The sequence below is a fragment of the Kitasatospora sp. NPDC043950 genome (assembly GCF_056435345.1).
On sequence record NZ_JBWKER010000033.1, the window covers coordinates 1 to 20,628 of the forward strand.

At 73.0% G+C, this 20,628-nt stretch carries 10 protein-coding genes; 7 read left to right on the forward strand and 3 right to left on the reverse strand.

Translation table 11 applies throughout. The features are described from left to right. Window positions 1–1,201 (reverse strand): acyltransferase family protein (locus AC07BF_RS22240; RefSeq protein ID WP_478333803.1); only part of this gene is annotated, 1,201 nt, incomplete at its 3' end. 188 nt (window positions 1,202–1,389) lie between these two features. Here AC07BF_RS22240 and AC07BF_RS22245 point away from each other — a divergent pair. Then, entirely contained in the window at window positions 1,390–4,422 is a 3,033-nt protein-coding gene (locus tag AC07BF_RS22245) for a bifunctional [glutamine synthetase] adenylyltransferase/[glutamine synthetase]-adenylyl-L-tyrosine phosphorylase (RefSeq protein WP_478333804.1), read from the forward strand. Window positions 4,423–4,497: 75 nt separating this feature from the next. On the opposite strand, the gene AC07BF_RS22250 is transcribed toward AC07BF_RS22245, so the two are convergent. Further along, window positions 4,498–5,463, reverse strand: coding sequence for a phosphatase PAP2 family protein (locus AC07BF_RS22250; RefSeq protein WP_363628537.1), 966 nt, complete (start codon window positions 5,461–5,463; stop codon window positions 4,498–4,500). Window positions 5,464–5,779: 316 nt separating this feature from the next. Here AC07BF_RS22250 and pulA point away from each other — a divergent pair, with 316 nt between their 5' ends. The 5 genes from pulA (at window position 5,780) to AC07BF_RS22275 (ending at window position 18,158) form a co-directional block, all read left to right on the forward strand. Then, the gene (gene pulA, locus AC07BF_RS22255; protein WP_478333805.1) at window positions 5,780–11,287 is read left to right on the forward strand and encodes a pullulanase-type alpha-1,6-glucosidase; all 5,508 of its coding nucleotides are present in this window, start codon (window positions 5,780–5,782) and stop codon (window positions 11,285–11,287) included. Window positions 11,288–11,836: 549 nt separating this feature from the next. Beyond that, window positions 11,837–14,173, forward strand: coding sequence for a M4 family metallopeptidase (locus tag AC07BF_RS22260; RefSeq protein ID WP_363372164.1), 2,337 nt, complete (start codon window positions 11,837–11,839; stop codon window positions 14,171–14,173). A gap of 254 nt (window positions 14,174–14,427) precedes the next feature. Beyond that, window positions 14,428–16,167 (forward strand): carbohydrate-binding module family 20 domain-containing protein, encoded by a 1,740-nt coding sequence (locus tag AC07BF_RS22265; protein ID WP_400843534.1) that lies wholly within the window; start codon window positions 14,428–14,430, stop codon window positions 16,165–16,167. A gap of 148 nt (window positions 16,168–16,315) precedes the next feature. Next, on the forward strand, window positions 16,316–16,540 hold the full coding sequence (locus tag AC07BF_RS22270; RefSeq protein ID WP_363580892.1) for a hypothetical protein: 225 nt from the start codon (window positions 16,316–16,318) through the stop codon (window positions 16,538–16,540). Window positions 16,541–16,595: 55 nt separating this feature from the next. After that, the gene (locus AC07BF_RS22275) at window positions 16,596–18,158 is read left to right on the forward strand and encodes an AMP-binding protein (protein ID WP_400805577.1); all 1,563 of its coding nucleotides are present in this window, start codon (window positions 16,596–16,598) and stop codon (window positions 18,156–18,158) included. Window positions 18,159–18,195: 37 nt separating this feature from the next. Here AC07BF_RS22275 and AC07BF_RS22280 read toward each other — a convergent pair whose 3' ends face one another. Continuing rightward, window positions 18,196–18,939: an SDR family oxidoreductase gene (locus tag AC07BF_RS22280; RefSeq protein WP_363580896.1), complete on the reverse strand. Its 744-nt coding sequence runs from the start codon at window positions 18,937–18,939 to the stop codon at window positions 18,196–18,198. Window positions 18,940–19,372: 433 nt separating this feature from the next. Between AC07BF_RS22280 and AC07BF_RS22285 the strand changes: the two genes are divergently transcribed. Continuing rightward, window positions 19,373–20,440, forward strand: a complete 1,068-nt coding sequence (locus AC07BF_RS22285; RefSeq protein WP_363580898.1) for an alpha/beta hydrolase — start codon at window positions 19,373–19,375, stop codon at window positions 20,438–20,440. The last annotated feature ends 188 nt before the right edge of the window (window positions 20,441–20,628 follow it).

Consider the following 20,628-nt stretch of genomic DNA (forward strand, 5'->3'; position numbering starts at 1 on the left):
CCCCCCCCCCCCCCCCCCACCCCCCCCCCCCCCCCCCCCCCCCCCCCCCCCCCCCCCCCCCCCCCCCCCCCCCCCCCCCCCCCCCCCCCCCCCCCGCCGCGTTCCCGCCGGGCCGGCGCGGCGAGCCGCGCAGCAGCCGCTCGCACGGCCGCTCCACCCAGCGGTACAGGCCCGCCGCCACCGCCAGGGACCCCCCGGCCAGCAGCAGCCAGACCCCGAGCGCCGCCGCCCCGGGCGCCGGGCGGCCCAACTCGGCGAGCCAGCAGCGGATGCCGATCTCGTGCACCAGGTACCAGGCGTAGGACCACTCGCCGAGCCGCACCGCTGCCCGTCCGGCCAGACCTCGTCCGGCCGGTCCCCGTTCGCCCGGCGGCCGGGGGGCCGCACCGGCCGCGTCCCGCTGGGCCGCCGCCACCAGCAGCGCCGCGAACAGGGCCGCCGGCACCAGCTGGGAGGCGCTGTACGGGCCCCACCACAGCGCGTCCGGGACGGCCGCGTGCCAGGGCGCCAGCAGCAGGTGCCAGCCCGCCACCGCCGCGGCCGCCGCGCCGAGCCGCACCCGGGGGAGCAGCCCGTGCCGCACCGCCAGCCCGACCGCCACCCCGAGCACGAACTGCGGGGTACGGGCCAGCGGCAGGTAGTCCAGCAGCCAGCCGCGCACCGTCGGATCGGCCGGCAGCAGCGGGCCCGCCGCCCACAGTGCCGGGCCGAGCGCCGCGCACACCGCCGCCACCGGCAGCCAGGCGCGGCGGCGCGGCGCCAGCAACCGCAGCAGCAGCGGGAACAGCAGGTAGAACCAGGCCTCGGCGCCCAGCGACCAGGACGCCGGATTGCCGCCGTACACCGTCGCCTGCGCCCACGGGTGCACCAGCAGCAGCGACCAGAGCGCGGCCGCCACCGGCAGCGCCGTGCCGATCGCGGCGTCCGCGCCCAGCGACAGCACGGTGCTCAGCACGTGCAACGGCCAGATCCGGGCGAACCGGCGGCGGGCGAACGCCCCGGTGGGGACGGGCGAACCGCCGTACGTCCAGGCCAGGACGAAACCGGACAGGACGAAGAAGAACGTCACCCCCGAGCGCCCGTACCAGGCGAGCGGATCGAGCACCGGCAGCCCGCCGACCTTGCGGGACAGGTGGTAGAGCACCACCAGCAGGGCCGCCCAGAAGCGCAGCCCGGTGAGCGAGGGCAGGCGGCTGGGCATCGGCGCTCCGGAACGGGGTGGGCGGGGTGGGGCGGTCGGCGCCGGGAGAACGAGCGCGGCGGGCCCGAGGTCACGGACGGGCGGCGCGGCGCGCGGCGGCGGGCCGTCCGGTGGTCGTGTCCGGCGGTCGTGTCCGGCGCCGGGCCGTCAGGGCGCGTAACCTGCTGGGGCGGACGGATGGAGGGGCCATGGCGGTGGACGAGCAGCGGGCCGGGAGCCGGGTCAGCCGGCCGGAGATCAGGCTGGTCAGGCGCGGGTTCACCGACCCGGCGCAGGCGGTGCGGCTGCTGGCGGGCCCCGGCCTGGAAGGCCTGGCCGACGACCCCGTGCTGCTGGACGCGCTCGGCGCCACCGCCGACCCCGACCTCGCCCTGCTCGGCCTGGCCCGGCTGCTGGAGGCCGCCGACGAGGCCGAACGGCGCACCCTGCGCGACACCCTCACCACCTCCAAGCCGCTGCGCGACCGGCTGCTCGGCGTGCTCGGCGTCTCCACCGCGCTCGCCGACCACCTGGCCCGGCACCCGCACGACTGGCACATGCTGGTCACCTTCGAGCTGCGCGACATGCACCCCGGCCCGGAGGACTTCCGCCGCGCGCTCGCCGAGGGCGTCCGGCGCGGCCGGGAGGGCGGCCGCAGCCCGGCGGACGCGCTGCGCGTCGCCTACCGCCGCTGCCTGCTCGCCATCGCCGCCCGCGACCTCACCGGCACCACCGACCTCGCGCAGACCGCCGCCGAACTCGCCGACCTGGCCGGCGCCACCCTGCAGACCGCCCTGGACCTCGCCGCCGAGCAGGACCAGGACGCCGCCCGGGCCTGCCGGCTCGCCGTGATCGGCATGGGCAAGTGCGGCGGCCGCGAACTCAACTACGTCTCCGACGTGGACGTCATCTTCGTCGCCGAGCCGCGCGAGGGCGTGGACGAGCACGAGGCCGTCAAGGCCGCCACCCGGCTCGCCGCCGCCCTCACCCGGCTCTGCGCGGACACCACCGGCGAGGGCACCATCTGGCCGGTGGACGCCAACCTGCGCCCCGAGGGCCGCAACGGCCCGCTGGTGCGCACCCTGGCCAGCCACCTCGCCTACTACCAGCGCTGGGCCAAGACCTGGGAGTTCCAGGCGCTGCTCAAGGCCCGCCCCGTCGCCGGGGACGCCGAACTCGGCGCCGCCTACCTGGAGGCGCTGGCCCCGATGGTCTGGCAGGCCGCCGCCCGGGACAACTTCGTCACCGACGTGCAGCAGATGCGCCGCCGGGTGATCGACTCGATCCCCGCCACCGAACTGGACCGCCAGCTCAAGCTCGGCCCCGGCGGGCTGCGCGACGTCGAGTTCTCCGTCCAGCTGCTCCAGCTGGTGCACGGCCGCACCGACCCGGCGCTGCGCAGCGGCAACACCCTGGAGGCGCTGGCCGCGCTCTCCCGCGGCGGGTACGTCGGCCGGGCGGACGCCGTCTCGCTGGACACCGCCTACCGCTTCCTGCGCTCCCTGGAGCACCGGATCCAGCTCTACCGGCTGCGCCGCACCCACCTGATGCCCACCGGCGCGGAGGACCTGCGCCGACTGGCCCGCTCGCTGGCCGCGCTGATCAACGACGACACCCGCTCCGACCCGGTGGCCGCGCTGCAGCGCGAGTGGAAGCGGCACGCGGTCGAGGTCCGGCGGCTGCACGAGAAGCTGTTCTACCGGCCGCTGCTCGACGCCGTCGCCGAACTGCCGCCGGGCGCGGCCGGGTTGACCCCGGACGCGGCCCGGGCCCGGCTGGAGGCGCTGGGCTACGCGGACCCGGCCGCCGCGCTGCGCCACCTCAGCGCGCTCGCCTCCGGGGTGAGCCGCAAGGCCGCGATCCAGCGCACCCTGCTGCCGGTGCTGCTCGGCTGGTTCGCCGACTCGGCCGATCCGGACGCCGGGCTGCTCAACTTCCGCCAGGTCTCCGACGCGCTCGGCCGCACCCCCTGGTACCTGCGGCTGCTGCGCGACGAGAGCGCCGCCGCCGAGCAGTTGGCCCGGGTGCTGTCGGCCGGCCGGCTCGCCCCTGACCTGCTGCTGCGCGCCCCCGAGGCGGTCGCCATGCTGGGCGACCCGCAGGGCCTGGCGCCGCGCGGCCGGGCCGCCCTGGAGCAGGAGATACTGGCCGCCGTCGGCCGGGCCGGATCCACCGCCGCGGCCGTCGCCGCCGCCCGCTCGGTGCGCCGCCGGGAGCTGTTCCGGACCGCCGCCGCGGACGTCCTCGGCCGCCTCGGCGAGGACCCGGCCGAGGCGCTGGACACCGCGGGGGAGGCGCTGACCGCGCTCAACGCCGCCACCCTCCAGGGCGCGCTGCGCGCCTGCACGGCCGGCTGGGAGGCCGAGCACGGCGACCTGCCGACCCGGATCGCGGTGATCGCGATGGGCCGGTTCGGCGGCCACGAGCTGGGCTACGGCTCGGACGCCGATGTGCTCTTCGTCCACGAGCCGCTGCTCGGCTCGCTGGAGCAGGACGCCGCCCGGGCCGCCCAGGCGGTCTGCAACGAGCTGCGGACCCTGCTCGGTGCGCCGTCCACCGAGCCGCCGCTGCTGGTCGACGCCGACCTGCGGCCGGAGGGGCGCAGCGGCCCGCTGGTGCGCACCCTCGCCTCGTACGCGGCGTACTACCGGCGCTGGTCGCACGCCTGGGAGAGCCAGGCGCTGCTGCGCGCCGAGCCGGTGGCCGGGGACGAGGAGCTGGGCGCGCGGTTCCGGCAGCTGATCGACCCGCTGCGCTACCCCGGCGTCGGGGTGCCGGAGCGGGACCTGGTGGAGATCCGCCGGATCAAGGCGCGGATCGAGGCCGAGCGGCTGCCGCGCGGCGCCGACCCGACCACGCACACCAAGATCGGCCGCGGCGGGCTGGCCGACGTGGAGTGGACGGTGCAACTGCTCCAGCTCCAGCACGGGCACGAGCTGCCGGCCCTGCGCACCACCCGGACCAGGGCCGTGCTGGCGGCCGCCGCCGAAGCCGGGCTGGTCGGGCGCTCGGACGCGCAGGTGCTGGACGCGGCCTGGGTACTGGCCTCCCGGGTGCGTTCGGCGGTGATGCTGGTGCGCGGCCGGCCCGGCGACAGTTTCCCCGGGGAGGCCCGGGAGCTGGCCGGGGTGGCCCGCTACCTCGGGTACGGCGCCGGGCACAGCGGCGAGCTGGTGGACGACTACCGGCGGACCACCCGGCGGGCCCGGGCGGTGGTGGAGCGGCTGTTCTACGGCGGCTGAGGCCGGCGGCCGAGGCTCGGGCACGCGAAAGGGGCCCCGGGTGGGGCCCCTTCGGTTCGTCCGGGTCCGGCAGCTCTACCGGCGGGCGCCGGTCGCCGCGGGTTCGCTCCACTGCTCGGGGACGGTGATCGGCTCCTCCGCCGCCTCCCGGGCGGGCACCTGGGGCAGTTTGTAGACCCAGGAGTGGTACAGCCAGCGGGCGGTGAGGAAGCCCACGACCAGGCAGAGCTCGCCGCCGACGGCGTCCATCCAGAAGTGGTTGGCGGTCGAGACGATCACCGCCAGGGTGGCCAGCGGGTAGAGCAGGCCGAGCACCCGGACCCACGTCCGGCGGGCCAGGTAGAAGATGGCCAGCCCGCACCACATCGACCAGCCGATGTGCATCGAGGGCATCGCCGCGTACTGGTTGGACACGTGCGCGGCGGGCCCGGAGGCCATCGAGCCCCAGGTGCCGTGCACCTTCACGGTGTCGATGAAGCCGCCGTCGGTCATCAGCCGGGGCGGTGCGAGCGGGAAGAAGAAGAAGCCGATCAGGGCGATCGCGGTGGTGGCGAACAGCACGGTGCGGGCGGCGACGTAGCGGCCGGGGTGGCGGCGGTAGAGCCAGACCAGCACGCCGATCGTCACGACGAAGTGCAGCGTCGCGTAGTAGTAGTTCATCCCGGTGATGAGCCACCCGACGCTGTTCGCGGCGTGGTTGATCGAACGCTCGACGGCGATGCCCAGCGACTGCTCCAGGTCCCAGATCCAGCGCGCGTGCTTCTGGGCTATCGAGGCCTGTTCCGGGACGGCGTTGCGGATGATCGAGTAGATCCAGTAGCTGATCCCGATCAGGGCCAGTTCGAACCAGATCTTCGGCCGGGCCGGTGAGCGCCGCTGGTCGCGGATGCGGCCGCGCAGTGCGGCGATACGGGACTGAGTGGCGCGGGCGGCTCCGTCGGGCAGGCGTCCCGAGGAGGCCGGCCGTGCTCCGGAACCGTCACCACGCGCCGCTTCGGCGCGCTGTTCGCGGCCGTGCTGGATCTTGGTCGGTTCCCCCATGGACGAGAAGTCTGCCAGACGTCCCGTCGCCGTCCAGTCATCCCCTGGCAGTGGATTCTTCACCGGCTGTCCCCCTTGAGGGCTAGGGGGCGGCTCCCACCGGGGTAGGGGGTGCGGTCGGGTCTGGTGCTTACCGGCGGGACAGGCATACGTCCCATTGTTACGCCGACCGCTCGAAGGGCGTAATCGGGGTGGCGGCAACGGTCCTGGCCTGGAGTTTCCCGGAACGAAACGGTTTCTGCATCTTGCTGAAACATATTGCAGGCCGCTAGCTTCCAGGGAACTCGCTCACCCCTTCCCCTAAGGGAGACCCTCAGTGGCCGATGTCCGGCTCCGCCCCCGGCGGAGCACCCCCCGACGCAGACCCGGCCGCACGGCCGTCCTGCTGGCCGCCGCACTGACCGCCGCCACCCTCGGCAGCGCGCCCGCGGCCCTCGCCGCCGCCCCGCCGGCCCCGCCCTCGGACGCCACCCTGGCGGCCACCGCAGGGCGGCACGACCTCACCCGCGAGCAGTTCTACTTCGTCCTGCCCGACCGCTTCGCCGACGGCGACCCCGCCAACGACACGGGGGGCATCACCGGCGGCCGGCTGGACCACGGCTTCGACCCGGCCGACAAGGGCTTCTACCACGGCGGCGACCTGGCCGGCCTGATCCAGCGGCTCGACTACATCCAGAACCTCGGCACCACCGCGATCTGGATGGCCCCGATCTTCAGGAACAAGCCGGTCCAGGGCAGCGGCGACCAGGCCTCGGCCGGTTACCACGGCTACTGGATCACCGACTTCACCCAGGTCGACCCGCACTTCGGCACCAACGACCAGCTCAAGGACCTGATAGCCAAGGCCCACGCCCGCGGCATCAAGGTCTTCTTCGACGTCATCACCAACCACACCGCCGACGTCATCGACGCCGCCGAACAGCAGCACGGCTACCGCTCCGTCGGCGCCTACCCGACCCTCGACGCCGACGGCAACCCCGTCGACGAGACCGCGATCGCCGACGCGGGCGCGGGCGCGCCCTGGCCGCGGCTCACCAAGGACTCCTTCCCCTACACCCCGGTCTTCCGCAAGCCCGCCGACGCCACGGCCAAGACCCCGTCCTGGCTCAACGACCCCGCGCTCTACCACAACCGCGGTGACTCGACCTTCGTCGGCGAGTCCGCCACCGAGGGCGACTTCAGCGGCCTGGACGACCTCGACACCCAGAACCCCCGGGTGGTGAAGGGCTTCGAGAAGGTCTACCAGCAGTGGGTCAAGGACGCCGGCGTGGACGGCTTCCGGATCGACACCGTCAAGCACGTCAACATGGCGTTCTGGCAGCAGTGGGCGCCCGCGCTCAAGGACTTCGCCGCCAAGCAGGGCAACAAGAAGTTCTTCATGTTCGGCGAGGTCTACTCCGGCGACCCGGCGATCACCTCGCCGTACGTCACCAAGGGCAAGCTCCAGGCCACCCTGGACTTCCCGTTCCAGGGCGCCGCCCGCAGCTACGTCTCCCAGGGCGGCTCGGCGAAGAACCTCGCCGACGTCTACGGCCAGGACTACCGCTACACCACCGCCGACACCGACGCGTACGAGCTGCCGACCTTCCTCGGCAACCACGACATGGGCCGGTTCGGCTCCTTCCTGCTCGCCGACAACCCGGGCGCCGACGAGGCCACCCTGCTGAAGAAGGACCGGCTCGGCAACGAGCTCCAGTTCCTCACCCGCGGCCAGCCCGTCGTCTACTACGGCGACGAGCAGGGCTTCACCGGTGCGGGCGGCGACCAGGACGCCCGGCAGGACATGTTCGCCTCGAAGACGCCCTCCTACAACGGCGACCGGGTGCTCGGCGGCCCCTCCGGCCCGGCCGACCGGTACGGGCAGGGCGGCGCGCTCTACCAGGACGTCGCCGCGCTGGCCAAGCTGCGCCGCGACAACCCGGCGCTCGCCGACGGCGCCCAGATCGAGCGCTACGCCGCCGACGGCGCGGGCGTGTACGCCTTCTCCCGGATCGACGCCGGGCAGCGGACCGAGTACCTGGTGGCGGTCAACAACGCCGCCGAGGCGAAGACCGTCACCCTCGACACCTTCTCCGCCGGGATGGGCTTCGACCGGATCTACCCGGCAACGGGCGGGAAAGCGACCTCCGGCGCCGACCGCAAGGTCACCGTGACCGTGCCGGCGCTCTCCTCGGTGGTGTTCAAGGCGGGCGCAGTCCTCGCACCCACTACGGCGGCGCCGCGGCTCTCCGTGCAGCCCCCGGCCGACGGTTCGAGCGGCACCGTCACCGTCGGCGCCACGACCGGCGGCGGCTTCAACCGCGTCACCTTCGCCGCCCAGATCGGCACCGGGCCCTGGCAGACCCTGGGCACCGCCGACACCGGGCGGAACCTGGTCACCCAGGACCTGAGTGCCACCGCCCCCGGCACGGTCGTCCGCTACAAGGCCGTCGTCCAGGACTCCAGCGGCCGGCTGCGCTCCGCCACCGCGAGCTTCACCACCGGCGCCCCCGCGCCCAAGCCGGTGCCCACCGCTGGCGCCCGCCCGTACGCCGTCGTGCACTACAACCGTCCGGACGGCGACTACGACGGCTGGAACCTCTACGCCTGGGGCGACCTCGCCGACGGCGAGGCCACCCCGTGGCCCGCCGGGCACGCCTTCACCGGCCGGGACGCGTACGGCGCCTTCGCCTACGTGAAGCTCAAGCCCGGCGCCTCGGACGTCGGGTTCGTCGTCGAGAAGAACGGCGTCAAGGACGTCGACGCCGACCGCCACGTCGACGTCGGCGCCACCGGCGAGGTCTGGCTCCGGCAGGGCGACCCGGCCGTGCGCACCGCCGACCCGGGCCCGGTGAACACTCCGCCCGCCAACACCGCCGTCCTCCACTACAACAGGGCCGACGGCGACTACGACGGCTGGGGCCTGCACGACTGGATCGGCGCCGCCACCCCCACCGACTGGGGCAAGCCGCTGATGCCGGTGCGCCGCGACGCCTTCGGCGCCGTCTTCGAGGTGCCGCTGGCCCCCGGCGCGACCAGCCTCAGCTACATCCTGCACAAGGGCAACGACAAGGACCTGCCCACCGACCAGTCCCTGGACCTCGCCGTCGACGGCCGCGAGGTGTGGCTGCTCGGTGGCCGCGAGGGCCACCTGCTGCCGCAGAACGCCGCCGCCTCCGCGCAGGTGGACCTCGGCACCGCCAAGGCCCAGTGGATCGACGCCAGGACCGTCGTCGTCCCGGCGGCCTACGGCGCGGGCGACGCGGCCCTGGCCGGCGGCACCAGCGCCCAGCTGGTGTACGACCCGGAGGGCGGCATCCGCGCCGACAAGGGCGTGCTGACCAAGCCCGGCCGTTGGATCCGGCTCAACGCCGCCCAGGGCGGCCTGACCGCCGCGCAGAAGGCCGCGTTCCCGCACCTGGCGGGCTACCGGGCCTTCACCGTGGACGCCCGGGACACCGCGCGCGTCCCGGCCGCGCTGCGCAGCCAGCTGCTGTTCACCGAACACCTGCCCAGCGGCGCCGTGCTGGCCGCCACCGGCGTGCAGACCCCCGGCGTGCTGGACGACCTCTACGCGCGCCGCACCGGCCGGGTGGACTTCGGCCCGGCCTACTACAACGGCAAGGTGGCGCTGTCGGTGTGGGCGCCGACCGCGCAGGAGGTGTCCGTCCAGGTCTTCGACGGCGCGACCGGCGGCACCCCGAAGACGCTGCCGCTGAAGCTGGACGACGAGACCGGCGTCTGGGAAGTCGTCCGCGACAAGGGCGAGTTGGACGGCAAGTACTACCTTTACCAGGTGAAGGTCTGGGCGCCCTCCGTCCAGCAGGTGGTGGTCAACACCGTCACCGACCCGTACTCGGTCGCGCTGTCCACCGATTCCAGGCGCAGCCTGGTCGCCGACCTCGCCGCCAAGGAGCTCAAGCCCGCGGGCTGGGAGGAGCAGAACGTCCCCGAGGCCGTCCCGCCGGCGCGGCAGCAGATCCAGGAACTGCACGTCCGGGACTTCTCGGTGGAGGACACCACCGTCCCGGCCGCCGAGCGCGGCACCTACCTGGCGTTCACCGAGTCGCAGTCGGCCGGCATGCGGCACCTGCGGGAGCTCGCCCAGGCCGGGGTGACCACCGTCCACCTGCTGCCGACCTTCGACATCGCCACCATCCGGGAGAACCGGGCCGACCAGAAGCTGCCGGCCTGCGACCTCAAGTCCCTGCCCCCGGACGGCCCGAAGCAGCAGGAATGCGTGGCGGCCGTCGCCGCCGACGACGCGTACAACTGGGGCTACGACCCGTTGCACTACACCGTGCCGGAGGGGTCGTACGCCACTGAGCCGACCGGGGTGGCGCGCACCGTCGAATTCCGGCGGATGGTGCAGGCGATGCACGAGGCCGGGCTGCGGGTGGTGCTGGACGTGGTCTACAACCACACCGCCGCCAGCGGCCAGGCCGAGCACTCGGTACTGGACAAGGTCGTCCCCGGCTACTACCAGCGGCTGGACGACAACGGCAAGGTCACCGCGGACAGCTGCTGCGCCGACACCGCGCCCGAGCACGCCATGATGAACCGGCTCGTGGTCGACTCGGTGACCACCTGGGCCCGCGAGTACAAGGTCGACGGCTTCCGCTTCGACCTGATGGGCCTGGACCCGAAGTCCACCATGCTGGACGTGCAGGCCGCGCTGCGGAAGATGACGCCCGCCTCGGACGGCGTCGACGGGAAGAACGTCTTCCTCTACGGCGAGGGCTGGAACTTCGGCGTCGTCGCGAACAACGCCCGGTTCGAGCAGGCCACCCAGCTCAACCTGGCCGGCACCGGCATCGCCACCTTCGACGACCGGCTCCGCGACGCCGCCCGCGGCGGCAACTTCATGCTGAACTCCGCCCCGCAGCAGGGCTTCGCCTCGGGCCTGTACACCGACCCCAACGGCTCGCCCGCCAACGGCACCCCGCAGGAGCAGAAGGACCGGCTGCTGCACCAGATGGACCAGCTGAAGGTCGGACTGGCCGGCAACCTGGCCGGCTACTCCTTCACCGACAGCTCGGGCCGGGCCGTCACCGGCGCGCAGGTCGACTACAACGGAGCCCCGACCGGGTACGCGGCCAAGCCGGGCGAGGCGGTGGAGTACGTGGACGCCCACGACAACACCGACCTGTTCGACGCGCTCGCGTACAAGCTGCCGACCGGCACCACGCCCGCCGACCGGGCCCGGATGCAGGCGCTCGGGCTCTCGCTCACCGCGCTCACCCAGGGCGCGGGCTTCGCCCAGGCCGGCAGCGACCTGCTGCGCTCCAAGTCGCTGGACGCCAACTCCTACGACTCGGGCGACTGGTTCAACGCCATCCACTGGGACCCGTCGCAGGGCAACGGCTGGGGCCGCGGCCTGCCGCCGGCGGCCGACAACAAGGAGATGTGGCCGACCGCGCAGTCCCTGCTGGCGAACCCGCGGCTGACCGTGGGGGCGGCCGAGATCCGCGCGACCTCCGCGCAGTACCAGGAGTTCCTGCGGATCAAGCGGTCCTCGCCGCTGTTCTCGCTGCCCACCCTGGCCGCCGTCCAGCAGCGGCTGTCCTACCCGCTCTCCGGCACGCCCGGTGAGACGCCCGGGGTGATCACCCTGCACCTGGACGGCACCGGGCTGAAGGGCGCCGAGAAGGGCGTCACCGTGGTGTTCAACGCCACGCCCACCGCGCAGGCGCAGACCGTGGCGGCCCTGAAGGGGACGGGCCAGGCCCTGCACCCGGTCCAGGCGGGCGGCGCGGACGCGGTGGTGAAGCAGTCCGGCTTCGACGCCGTGACCGGCACCTTCACCGTGCCGGGCCGTACCGTGGCGGTGTTCGTCCAGGGCTGATCGACGAACGCCGGAACCCCCGGGTCCCGCACCGCCGTCGTGGCGGTGCGGGACCCGTTTCGTTTTGGCCGCCCGGTGGCCGGAAAGCACCGATGGCACGGCCGGAAGCGTGATGTGCCGCGCCCGCCCGGCGCCGTCGGCCACCGGGTGGTGCGGGCGGGGGCCCTGAGTGCTGGTCAGTGACTTCCGGAAGTGATCGAACATTCCCCGGATCATGAAAACCGTGTTCATGAGTTCTCAAAGGGGTAACACAACTGATGAACAGTCATGCATACGGTTTCGGTAATGAATCGGCCATTCCGTGGCATGCATCTGTCATTAACGACTCGTTTGCTGCCACGATTCCTGCGGCTGCAGACGAGGGGGCCCCACCCCCCGGTGCGGCTGACCAGTTCAGGTGCAGCGCGTCCCAAACCTGCCACGACTTGTGAGCACCGCAATCGCACCCCCGTCGCGCACCCCGGGCGGGGGCCCCCACTGCGCCGCAACCCTGCGGCCCAGGTTTCTCTCCACCGGCGCGAACCCGCGCCGGTCGGAAAAGGAGTCCGCATGTCCCGTTACGCTCACGCCCGGAAGGCCGCGGTTGTCATGGCCGCAACCACCGCGCTGCTGGTGACCGGCATACCGGTCATCGCGCAGGCCGCGACGCCCGACGCCCCGTCCGCCGTCGCCGCCCAGCAGTCGGACCGGGCCGCGCTGATCGCCTCCGCGAACCAGCAGTCCGCGTCCTTCGTCCAGGCCCTGGGCCTGAGCAGCCAGGAGAAGCTGGTCACCAAGGACGTCGTCCTGGACACCAACGGCGGCCGCCACCTGCGCTACGAGCGCACCTACGCCGGACTCCCGGTGCTCGGCGGCGACCTGATCGTCCACCAGGACGCTGCGGGCGCCACCAAGAGCGTGACCAAGGCCAGCGAGGCCAACCTCGCCGGTGTCAGCACCACGCCGGCCCAGGCCGCGCCGAAGGCCCAGGCCGCCGCGCTCGCCGCCGAGCAGGGCGCCGCCGTCGACACCGCGCCGCGCCTGGTCGTCTGGGCCGCCGACGGCACCCCGAAGCTCGCCTGGGAGACCGTCGTCTCCGGCCGCGAGTCCGACGGCACCCCGAGCAAGCTGCACGTGGTCACCGACGCCGCGACCGGCGACGTGCTCAGCAAGGCCGACGGCATCAAGCGCGGCTCCGGCAACGGCGTGTTCGTCGGCAACGTGCCGCTGACCACCACCCAGAGCGGCTCGACGTACTCGCTGAAGGACGCCACCCGCGGCGGCCAGTACACCACCGACATGAAGAACGGCACCTCCGGCAACGGCACGCTGTTCAGCAAGTCGAGCGACACCTGGGGCAACGGCCAGGCCAGCAACCGCGAGTCCGCCGCCGTGGACGCCCAGTTCGGCGCGGCCGCCACCTGGGACTTCTACAAGAACACCTTCGGCCGCAACGGCATCCGCAACGACGGCGTCGGCGCGATGAGCCGGGCCCACTACGACACCGGCTACGTCAACGCGTTCTGGGACGACAGCTGCTTCTGCATGACCTACGGCGACGGCTCGGGCGACACCCACCCGCTCACCGAACTCGACGTCTCCGGCCACGAGATGAGCCACGGCGTCACCTCGGCCACCGCCAACCTGAACTACTCGGGCGAGTCCGGCGGCCTCAACGAGGCCACCTCGGACATCTTCGGCTCGATGGTCGAGTTCTACGCCAACCTGCCCGCCGACAACCCGGACTACCTGATCGGCGAGCTGATCGACATCAACGGCAACGGCACGCCGCTGCGCTACATGGACAAGCCCTCCAAGGACGGCACCTCCGCCGACTCCTGGTACTCGGGCGTCGGCAACCTGGACGTGCACTACTCGTCCGGTGTCGCCAACCACTTCTTCTACCTGCTGGCCGAGGGCAGCGGCGCCAAGGTGATCAACGGCGTCAGCTACAACAGCCCGACGGTCAACAACATCACCGTCGGCGGCATCGGCCGGGACAAGGCCCAGCAGGTCTGGTACAAGGCGCTGACCGCGTACATGACCTCCACCACCAACTACGCCGCCGCCCGCACCGCGACCCTGAACGCGGCCACCGACCTGTACGGCGCGAACAGCGCCGAGTACAACGCGGTCGCCACGGCCTGGGCCGCCGTCAACGTCGGCTCGCTGCCCAACCCCGGCGGCATCACCGTCACCAGCCCGGGCAACCAGTCGACCGCGGTCGGCGGTGCGGTGAACCTCCAGATCAAGGCCTCCGGTGGTACCGCGCCGCTGTCGTACAGCGCGACGGGTCTGCCGGCCGGGCTGGCGATCAACGCCTCCACCGGTGCGATCACCGGTACCGCCACCACGGCGGGTTCGTCGAACGTGACGGTGACGGTGAAGGACTCGGCGGGCAAGTCGGGTACGGCGAGCTTCACGTGGACGGTGACCGGTGGCGGTGGCGGCACCTGCACGCCGGCGCAGCTGCTGGGCAACGCGGGCTTCGAGACGGGCTCGGCGGCGCCGTGGACGACGAGTTCCGGTGTGGTGGACAACAGCTCCTCGCAGGCGGCGCACGGTGGTTCGTGGAAGTCGTGGCTGAACGGCTACGGTTCCTCGCACACGGACACGCTGGCGCAGACGGTGACGATCCCGGCGGGCTGCAAGGCGACGCTGAGCTTCTGGCTGCACATCGACACCGCTGAGTCGGGCAGCACCGCGTACGACAAGCTGGCCGTGTCGGTGAACGGGACCACGCTGAAGACGTACTCCAACGCGGACGCCGCGGCGGGTTACCAGCAGCGGACCTTCGACCTCTCGTCCTACGCGGGCCAGACGGTCACCCTGAAGTTCACCGGCACCGAGGACGCCTCGCTGCAGACGAGCTTCGTGATCGACGACACCTCCATCCAGACCGGCTGAGTCCGGACCGGGCCCCCGCGGGCCCGGTGAACCAGGACAGGTGAGGGGCCCGGCGGCTACGGCTGCCGGGCCCTTGTCGTGCGTCCGGGCCCAGATGGTGCAGAAACGTTCCTCCCAGGCCCTTGACGCTCTCTCCCGGCGGCCCTAGGTTCAGCGCTGCAAGTTTCCGGCAAGTTACAGAAACTTCCTGCATAGCTCTTCCTGCACAGCTCATCCCCGGCTGCCCCCACCCCAGCCACCCCCCAGGAGACGACGTGGTCACCACCGCCCCCACCCGCCGGACCGCCCGCGCGGCCGGCGCCCTCGCCGCCTCGGCGGCCCTGGCGCTCTCGCTCGCCACCTCCCTCGGCGCCCCCGCCGCCCAGGCCGCCCCACCCGCCAACAACGGTAAGGACGTCACCGCCACCCTCTTCGAGTGGCGCTTCGACTCGGTCGCCCAGGCCTGCACCTCGACGCTCGGCCCGAAGGGCTACGGCTTCGTCGAGGTCTCGCCGCCCCAGGAGCACATCCAGGGCCCGCAGTGGTGGACCTCCTACCAGCCCGTCAGCTACCGGATCGCCGGGCGGCTCGGCGACCGGACATCCTTCAAGAACATGGTCGACACCTGCCACGCCGCCGGGGTCAAGGTCATCGCCGACGCCGTCGTCAACCACATGACGGCCGGCTCCGGCACCGGCACCGGCGGCACCGCGTACACCAAGTACACCTACCCCGGCACCTACCAGGACCAGGACTTCCACTCCTGCCGCCAGCCGATCACCAACTACCAGGACCGCTCCAACGTGCAGAACTGCGAGCTGGTCAACCTCGCGGACCTCGACACCGGCAGCGCGTACGTCCAGCAGACCATCGCCCGCTACCTGGACGACCTGGGCTCCCTCGGCGTCGACGGCTACCGGATCGACGCCGCCAAGCACATCGCCGCCGGCGACCTCGCCGCGATCAAGGCGAAGACGGCCAACCCCAAGGCCTACTGGGTGCAGGAGGTCATCTACGGCGCCGGCGAGCCGGTCCAGCCCACCGAGTACACCGGCACCGGCGACATCGACGAGTTCCGCGTCGGCACCGACCTCAAGCGGATGTTCACCAGCGACAAGCTCGCCAACCTGTCAGGCTGGGGCGCCTCCTGGGGGTACCTGCCGAGCGGGCAGGCGCGCTCCTTCATCGACAACTGGGACACCGAGCGCAACGGCTCCACCCTCAACTACACCTACGGCAACACCTACACGCTGGCCAACGTCTTCCTGCTCGCCTCGCCGTACGGCGCGCCCAACGTCTACTCCGGCTACGCCTTCACCAACAACGACGACGGCCCGCCCAACGGCGGCACCGTCAACGCCTGCTACCAGGACGGCTGGAACTGCACCCACGCCTGGCGGCAGATCGCCAACATGGTCGGCTTCCGCAACGCCGTCGCGGGCACCGGCGTGACCAACTGGTGGTCCAACGGCAACAACGCGATCGCCTTCGGCCGCGGCAACAAGGGCTACGTCGCGCTCAACCACGAGAGCGGCCCGATCACCCGGACCTTCCAGACCGGGCTCGCGGCCGGCACCTACTGCGATGTCCAGCACGGCGACCCGCAGCCGGGCGGCGGCTGCACCGGCCCGACCTACCAGGTGGGCGCCAACGGGCAGTTCACCGCGACGGTCGGCGCGGGCGACGCGATCGCGCTGTACGTCCCGGGCGGGGCGGCCAGCAGCTCCGGCGCCTCGTTCAACGTCAACGCGACCACCGTCAACGGCCAGAACGTCTACGTGGTCGGCGACGTCGCCGCGCTCGGCGGCTGGGACCCGGCCAAGGCGCTGCCGCTCTCCTCGGCCGGCTACCCGGTCTGGTCGCTGTCGCTCGCGCTGCCGGCCGGCACGGCCTTCCAGTACAAGTACGTCCGCAAGGACGCGAGCGGCGCGGTGACCTGGGAGTCCGGGGCCAACCGGACGGCGACCGCGCCGGCCTCGGGCCTGGTCACCCTGAACGACACCTGGCGGCCGTAGGGCCCCGGGCGGCGCGCCCGTGACACCTCCGGACCGCCCTCGGGCCGCCCCTGGACCCCCGTCAGCCTGGCCTGACGGGGGTCCCTCGTGCGGGTGGCCGTGCCGGTTCAAACCTCGGCTGGCGAAGCGGCGCTGACACGATCGCGGGATGAGAACCACCCCCCTCGTCCTTGACCTCGAACTGTGCGGCGGCCGCTGGGACGGCCACCGCAAGCGCGTCAACGCCGCCGCCCCGCCGCCCGCACTGCGGATGCTGCTCCGGGCCCGCCTGCCCGCCGCGGAGAGCGGCGAGTACTGGCCGACCACCAGCGTCTACCGGCTGGACGGCGACCGCGCCGGCTCGCTCCGCTACCGCCACTCGCACGACGAGTGATCGCCATCGGGTATAACTCCCGGCCCTGGAAATGGGGTTGGGTTAGGGTGGGGACATGGTTGCGAACCGCGAGGAAGAAGTGGCCGTGAACGAACCGGAGTTCGTCAGCGCTCCCGCCCTGATTCTTCAGTCCCTCGCCGCCGACCCCGACCGACGGGCCATCACCACCGCCGACGGCGTCGAACTCACCGCCGGTGACTTCGCCGCCGCCACCTACCGCCTCGCCCACGAGCTCGTCGCCCGGGGCGTGGTGCGCGGCGACACCGTGACCCTGCTCGCCGGCAACACCGCCGAGGCGCTGAGCGCCCGTTACGCGGTAGGCCTCGCGGGTGCGCGGGTGGTGAACCTCTACGACGGCATGAGCGCCTCGACCCTGGCCGAGATCGCGACGAGCGTCGACACCGCCGTCCTGCTCGTCGACGCCGAACGGTACCCGGTGGCCGCCGAGTTGCTGCCCCTGATCGACGTGCCGGCCGTCCTGCGTCTCGGCCCCGGACCGGATGCGATCGGCGAGGACGTGATCGCCGCCGCCGCCCACCGGCCCGCCGAGCCGCCGGCCGTCCGGGTCGGCCCGGACGACGACTGGGGCATCCGGCACACCGGCGGGACCACCGGAATCCCGAAGGGCATCCGCAGCCTGCACGGCGCCTACCGGAAGGTTTTCGACACCCCCGGCCGCATGGCGAGCGACGCGCCCCGCTTCCTCGCCGCCACCTCGCTCGCCCACCTCGCCGGGCTCTTCTCCGACCTGACGCTTCACCACGGCGGTGCGGTCGTCCTCCAGCGCTCCTTCGACCCCGGCGCGGTGCTGGCCGCGATCGAGCGCGAACGCATCACCGACCTGTGGGTGCTGCCGCCGCTGCTCTACCAGCTGCTCGACCACCCGGCGATCGGCCGCACCGACCTGTCCAGCCTGCGCCGGGTCTCGTACGGCGGCTGCGCGGCCTCGCCCACCCGGGTGCGCGAGGCGCTCAAGGTGTTCGGGCCGGTCCTGTGGAGCGGCTACGGGCAGTCGGAGGCGCAGAACATCTGCATGCTCGCCCCGCACGAGCACGACCGGGTCGGGCACGGCGGCCAGATCGCGGTCGGCCGCCCCCTCCCGGGCGTCGAGGTGGTGATCCGGTCCGCCGACGGCACCGAGCTGCCGACGGGGGAGCAGGGCGAGATCCACGTCCGCTCGGACACCGTCATGGCCGGGTACTGGAAGCGGCCCGACCTGACCGCCGAGGTGCTGCGCGACGGCTGGCTGAACACCGGCGACATCGGCTACTTCGACGCGGACGGCTACCTCTACCTGGCCGACCGGCTCAAGGACAAGATCATCGTGGTCGGCGGGCACGTCTACCCGTCCGAGGTCGAGGACCTGCTGCTCACCCACCCGGCGATCGCGCAGTGCGCGGTCTTCGGGGTGCGCGACGCGCAGGAGGCGGAGCACGTCCACGTCGCCGTCGTCGCCGCGTCGGGGCAGCGGCCGGACCTGGAGGAGGTCCGCGCGTTCGTCACGGCCCACAAGGGGCGGATCTACGCGCCGGAGGCCCTGCACGTCGTGGCCGCGATCCCGCTGACGGCGGTGGGCAAGCCGGACAAGAAGCGACTGCGCGAGTCCGTGGCGGACTGACGGCGGGAGCCCGACGGCGGACCTCCGGCAGGCAGCCCTAGCCCCGCCCGACGTACGGCATGGCGGTCGCCATCACGGTGGCGAACTGCACGTTGGCCTCCAGCGGCAGTTCGGCCATGTGTCGGACGGTGCGGGCCACGTCGGCCACGTCCATGGTCGGCTCGACCGCGATCCGCCCGTCCGCCTGCCGCACCCCGGTGGTCATCGCGGCGGTCATGTCGGTCGCCGCGTTGCCGATGTCGATCTGCCCACAGGCGATCCGGTACGGGCGGCCGTCCAGCGACAGCGACTTGGTCAGCCCCGTGACCGCGTGCTTGGTCGCGGTGTAGGCGATCGAGTGCGGGCGCGGGACGTGCGCCGAGATCGAGCCGTTGTTGATGATCCGGCCGCCCTGCGGGTCCTGCGCCTTCATCTGCCGGAACGCGGCCCGGGCGCAGAGGAACGCCCCGGTCAGGTTGAGGTCGACCACCGCCCGCCAGGCCTCGACCTCCAGGTTCTCCACCGGCACGGCCGCGCCGAAGGTGCCGGCGTTGTTGAACAGCAGGTCCACCCGGCCGAAGCGCTCGACGGCTCCGGCGAACAGCGCGTCCACCGCCGCCGGGTCGGTGACGTCGGTCGGCACCACCGCGGTCGGGGTGCCGCCCAGGCGGGCGGTCTCCCGCAGCGGCTCGGCCCGCCGGCCGGCCAGCACCAGCCGCCAGCCGGCCGCGGCCAGTTCGGCCGCCACGGCCCGGCCGACTCCGCTCCCGGCTCCGGTGACGACGGCGATCTGCTGGGGCATGGCGTTCTCCTGGGTCTGCTCGGGTCTGGTGGGCTTCGGCTTCGGCTTCGGCCTCGGCTGGGCGTGGGTCGGTTGGGGCGTGAGCCGATCGTTGCGGATGCGGCGGCTGCCGTCACTGGTCGAAGGCCCCAAAATTCGCACCCCCGGACAGGTCTCGGACCGTGCTCCCCGCCGTCCGGCCCCCGCCGACCGGGGGGAGCGGTGAAGGCCTTTACCTGATCGCGAACAAACATTGGATTTCCGGTGGCCACCGCGCAACCGGGCCACCCCGGTCCACGTCATAAGATCGCAGGAAGGCGCGCCACCGCGAGGGAGGACGCGCCGCCACCCCGGGGACCGCACCAGCGCCGCGCCCCCGGCCTGTCCGGCCCCACCGGGGGGCCACAGCCCGGTCAGACGGACCGGGCGTGTCATCGGTCGGAGAGTCCTCACCGTGCTTAGGCAGTCGTCCCGTTCCCGCGCCGTCCTGACCGGCGCCGCCGTGCTCGCCCTGGCCGCCTCGCTGGCGGCCTGCGGGAGTTCCGGTGGCGGGAAGGGGGACAGCGCCAAGGCGGCCGGCACCCCGGGTGCGACCGGTACCGGCGCCACGGGGGGTTCGCCCAGCGCCGGTGGCGGCGGTACGCCCGCGCCCACCACCGCGGAGCCCGCGGCCGCCACCGGGAAGGTGCTGATGCCCACCGGTCCGGCCGCCACCCTGAGCAAGGCCCGGGACACGTCCGCCGGTCCGATCATGGTGACCACGGTGACCGGCGCGAAGTCCGGCGTCTCCGGCAAGGTCTGGGTCTGGCTGCCGCCCGAGTACAACGACCCCAAGTTCGCCAAGACCGGTTTCCCGGTGCTCACCCTCTTCGCGGGCGGCCAGAGCAACGGCTACAACACCTGGACCGACAACCAGCTGCCGATCCAGGAGGAGAACGAGCAGCTGGTCAAGGCGGGCAAGTCCCACCCGTTCATCATGATCATGCCGGTGCAGAACTTCAACAGCGACGAGCACAACGCGCTGGACTGCTCCGACATCCCGGGCCAGCCCAAGATGGGCACCTGGATGTCCCAGGACCTCCCGGACTTCGTCCGCGCCAACTTCCGCACCGTGAAGGGCCGCGACGGCTGGGGCGTGATGGGCGCCTCCACCGGCGGCTTCTGCAGCGCCAAGCTCGCCCTCCAGCACCCGGACGTCTACAAGGCCGCCGTCCCGATCGACGGCTACTACGTTCCCGACTCGGGGCTGTGGAAGGGCCACGACGCCGAGCGGCAGGCCAACAACCCCGACGTGCTGGTCGCCCAGGGCAAGTCCGACGTGAAGATGCTGGTCACCGCAGGCGGCGCCAACCCGTACGAGACCAAGCTGGTCAAGGGCTGGGTCGCCAAGGCCGCCCCGCCGGCGTCGCTGGAGTACTACGAGCAGCCCGGTGGCAAGCACCTGACCTCGGACTTCAAGAAGATGATCCCGGACACGCTGCAGTGGCTCACCAAGAACCTGGCGGGCCCGGAGGCCGACTGATCCCAGCCGCACGACGACCCGCGCGGCCGTCCGCACGACGCGCCGTACGACGACCCGCAGGCCGTGGGGGGGGGGGGGGGGGGGGGGGGGGGGGGAGAGGGGGGGGGGGGTGGGGGGGGGGGGGGGGGGGGGGGGGGGGGGGGGGGGGGGTGCGGGGGGGGGGGTGGGGGGGCGCGGCCCTCGTCCCT

What these genes read in the sequence shown, in the direction of transcription:
- AC07BF_RS22245 (WP_478333804.1), top strand. Translation starts at nt 1,390, where the DNA reads ATGGCGGTGGACGAGCAGCGGGCCGGGAGCCGGGTCAGCCGGCCGGAG.
- AC07BF_RS22250 (WP_363628537.1), bottom strand. Translation starts at nt 5,463, where the DNA reads ATGGGGGAACCGACCAAGATCCAGCACGGCCGCGAACAGCGCGCCGAA.
- AC07BF_RS22260 (WP_363372164.1), top strand. Translation starts at nt 11,837, where the DNA reads ATGTCCCGTTACGCTCACGCCCGGAAGGCCGCGGTTGTCATGGCCGCA.
- AC07BF_RS22270 (WP_363580892.1), top strand. Translation starts at nt 16,316, where the DNA reads ATGAGAACCACCCCCCTCGTCCTTGACCTCGAACTGTGCGGCGGCCGC.
- AC07BF_RS22275 (WP_400805577.1), top strand. Translation starts at nt 16,596, where the DNA reads ATGGTTGCGAACCGCGAGGAAGAAGTGGCCGTGAACGAACCGGAGTTC.
- AC07BF_RS22280 (WP_363580896.1), bottom strand. Translation starts at nt 18,939, where the DNA reads ATGCCCCAGCAGATCGCCGTCGTCACCGGAGCCGGGAGCGGAGTCGGC.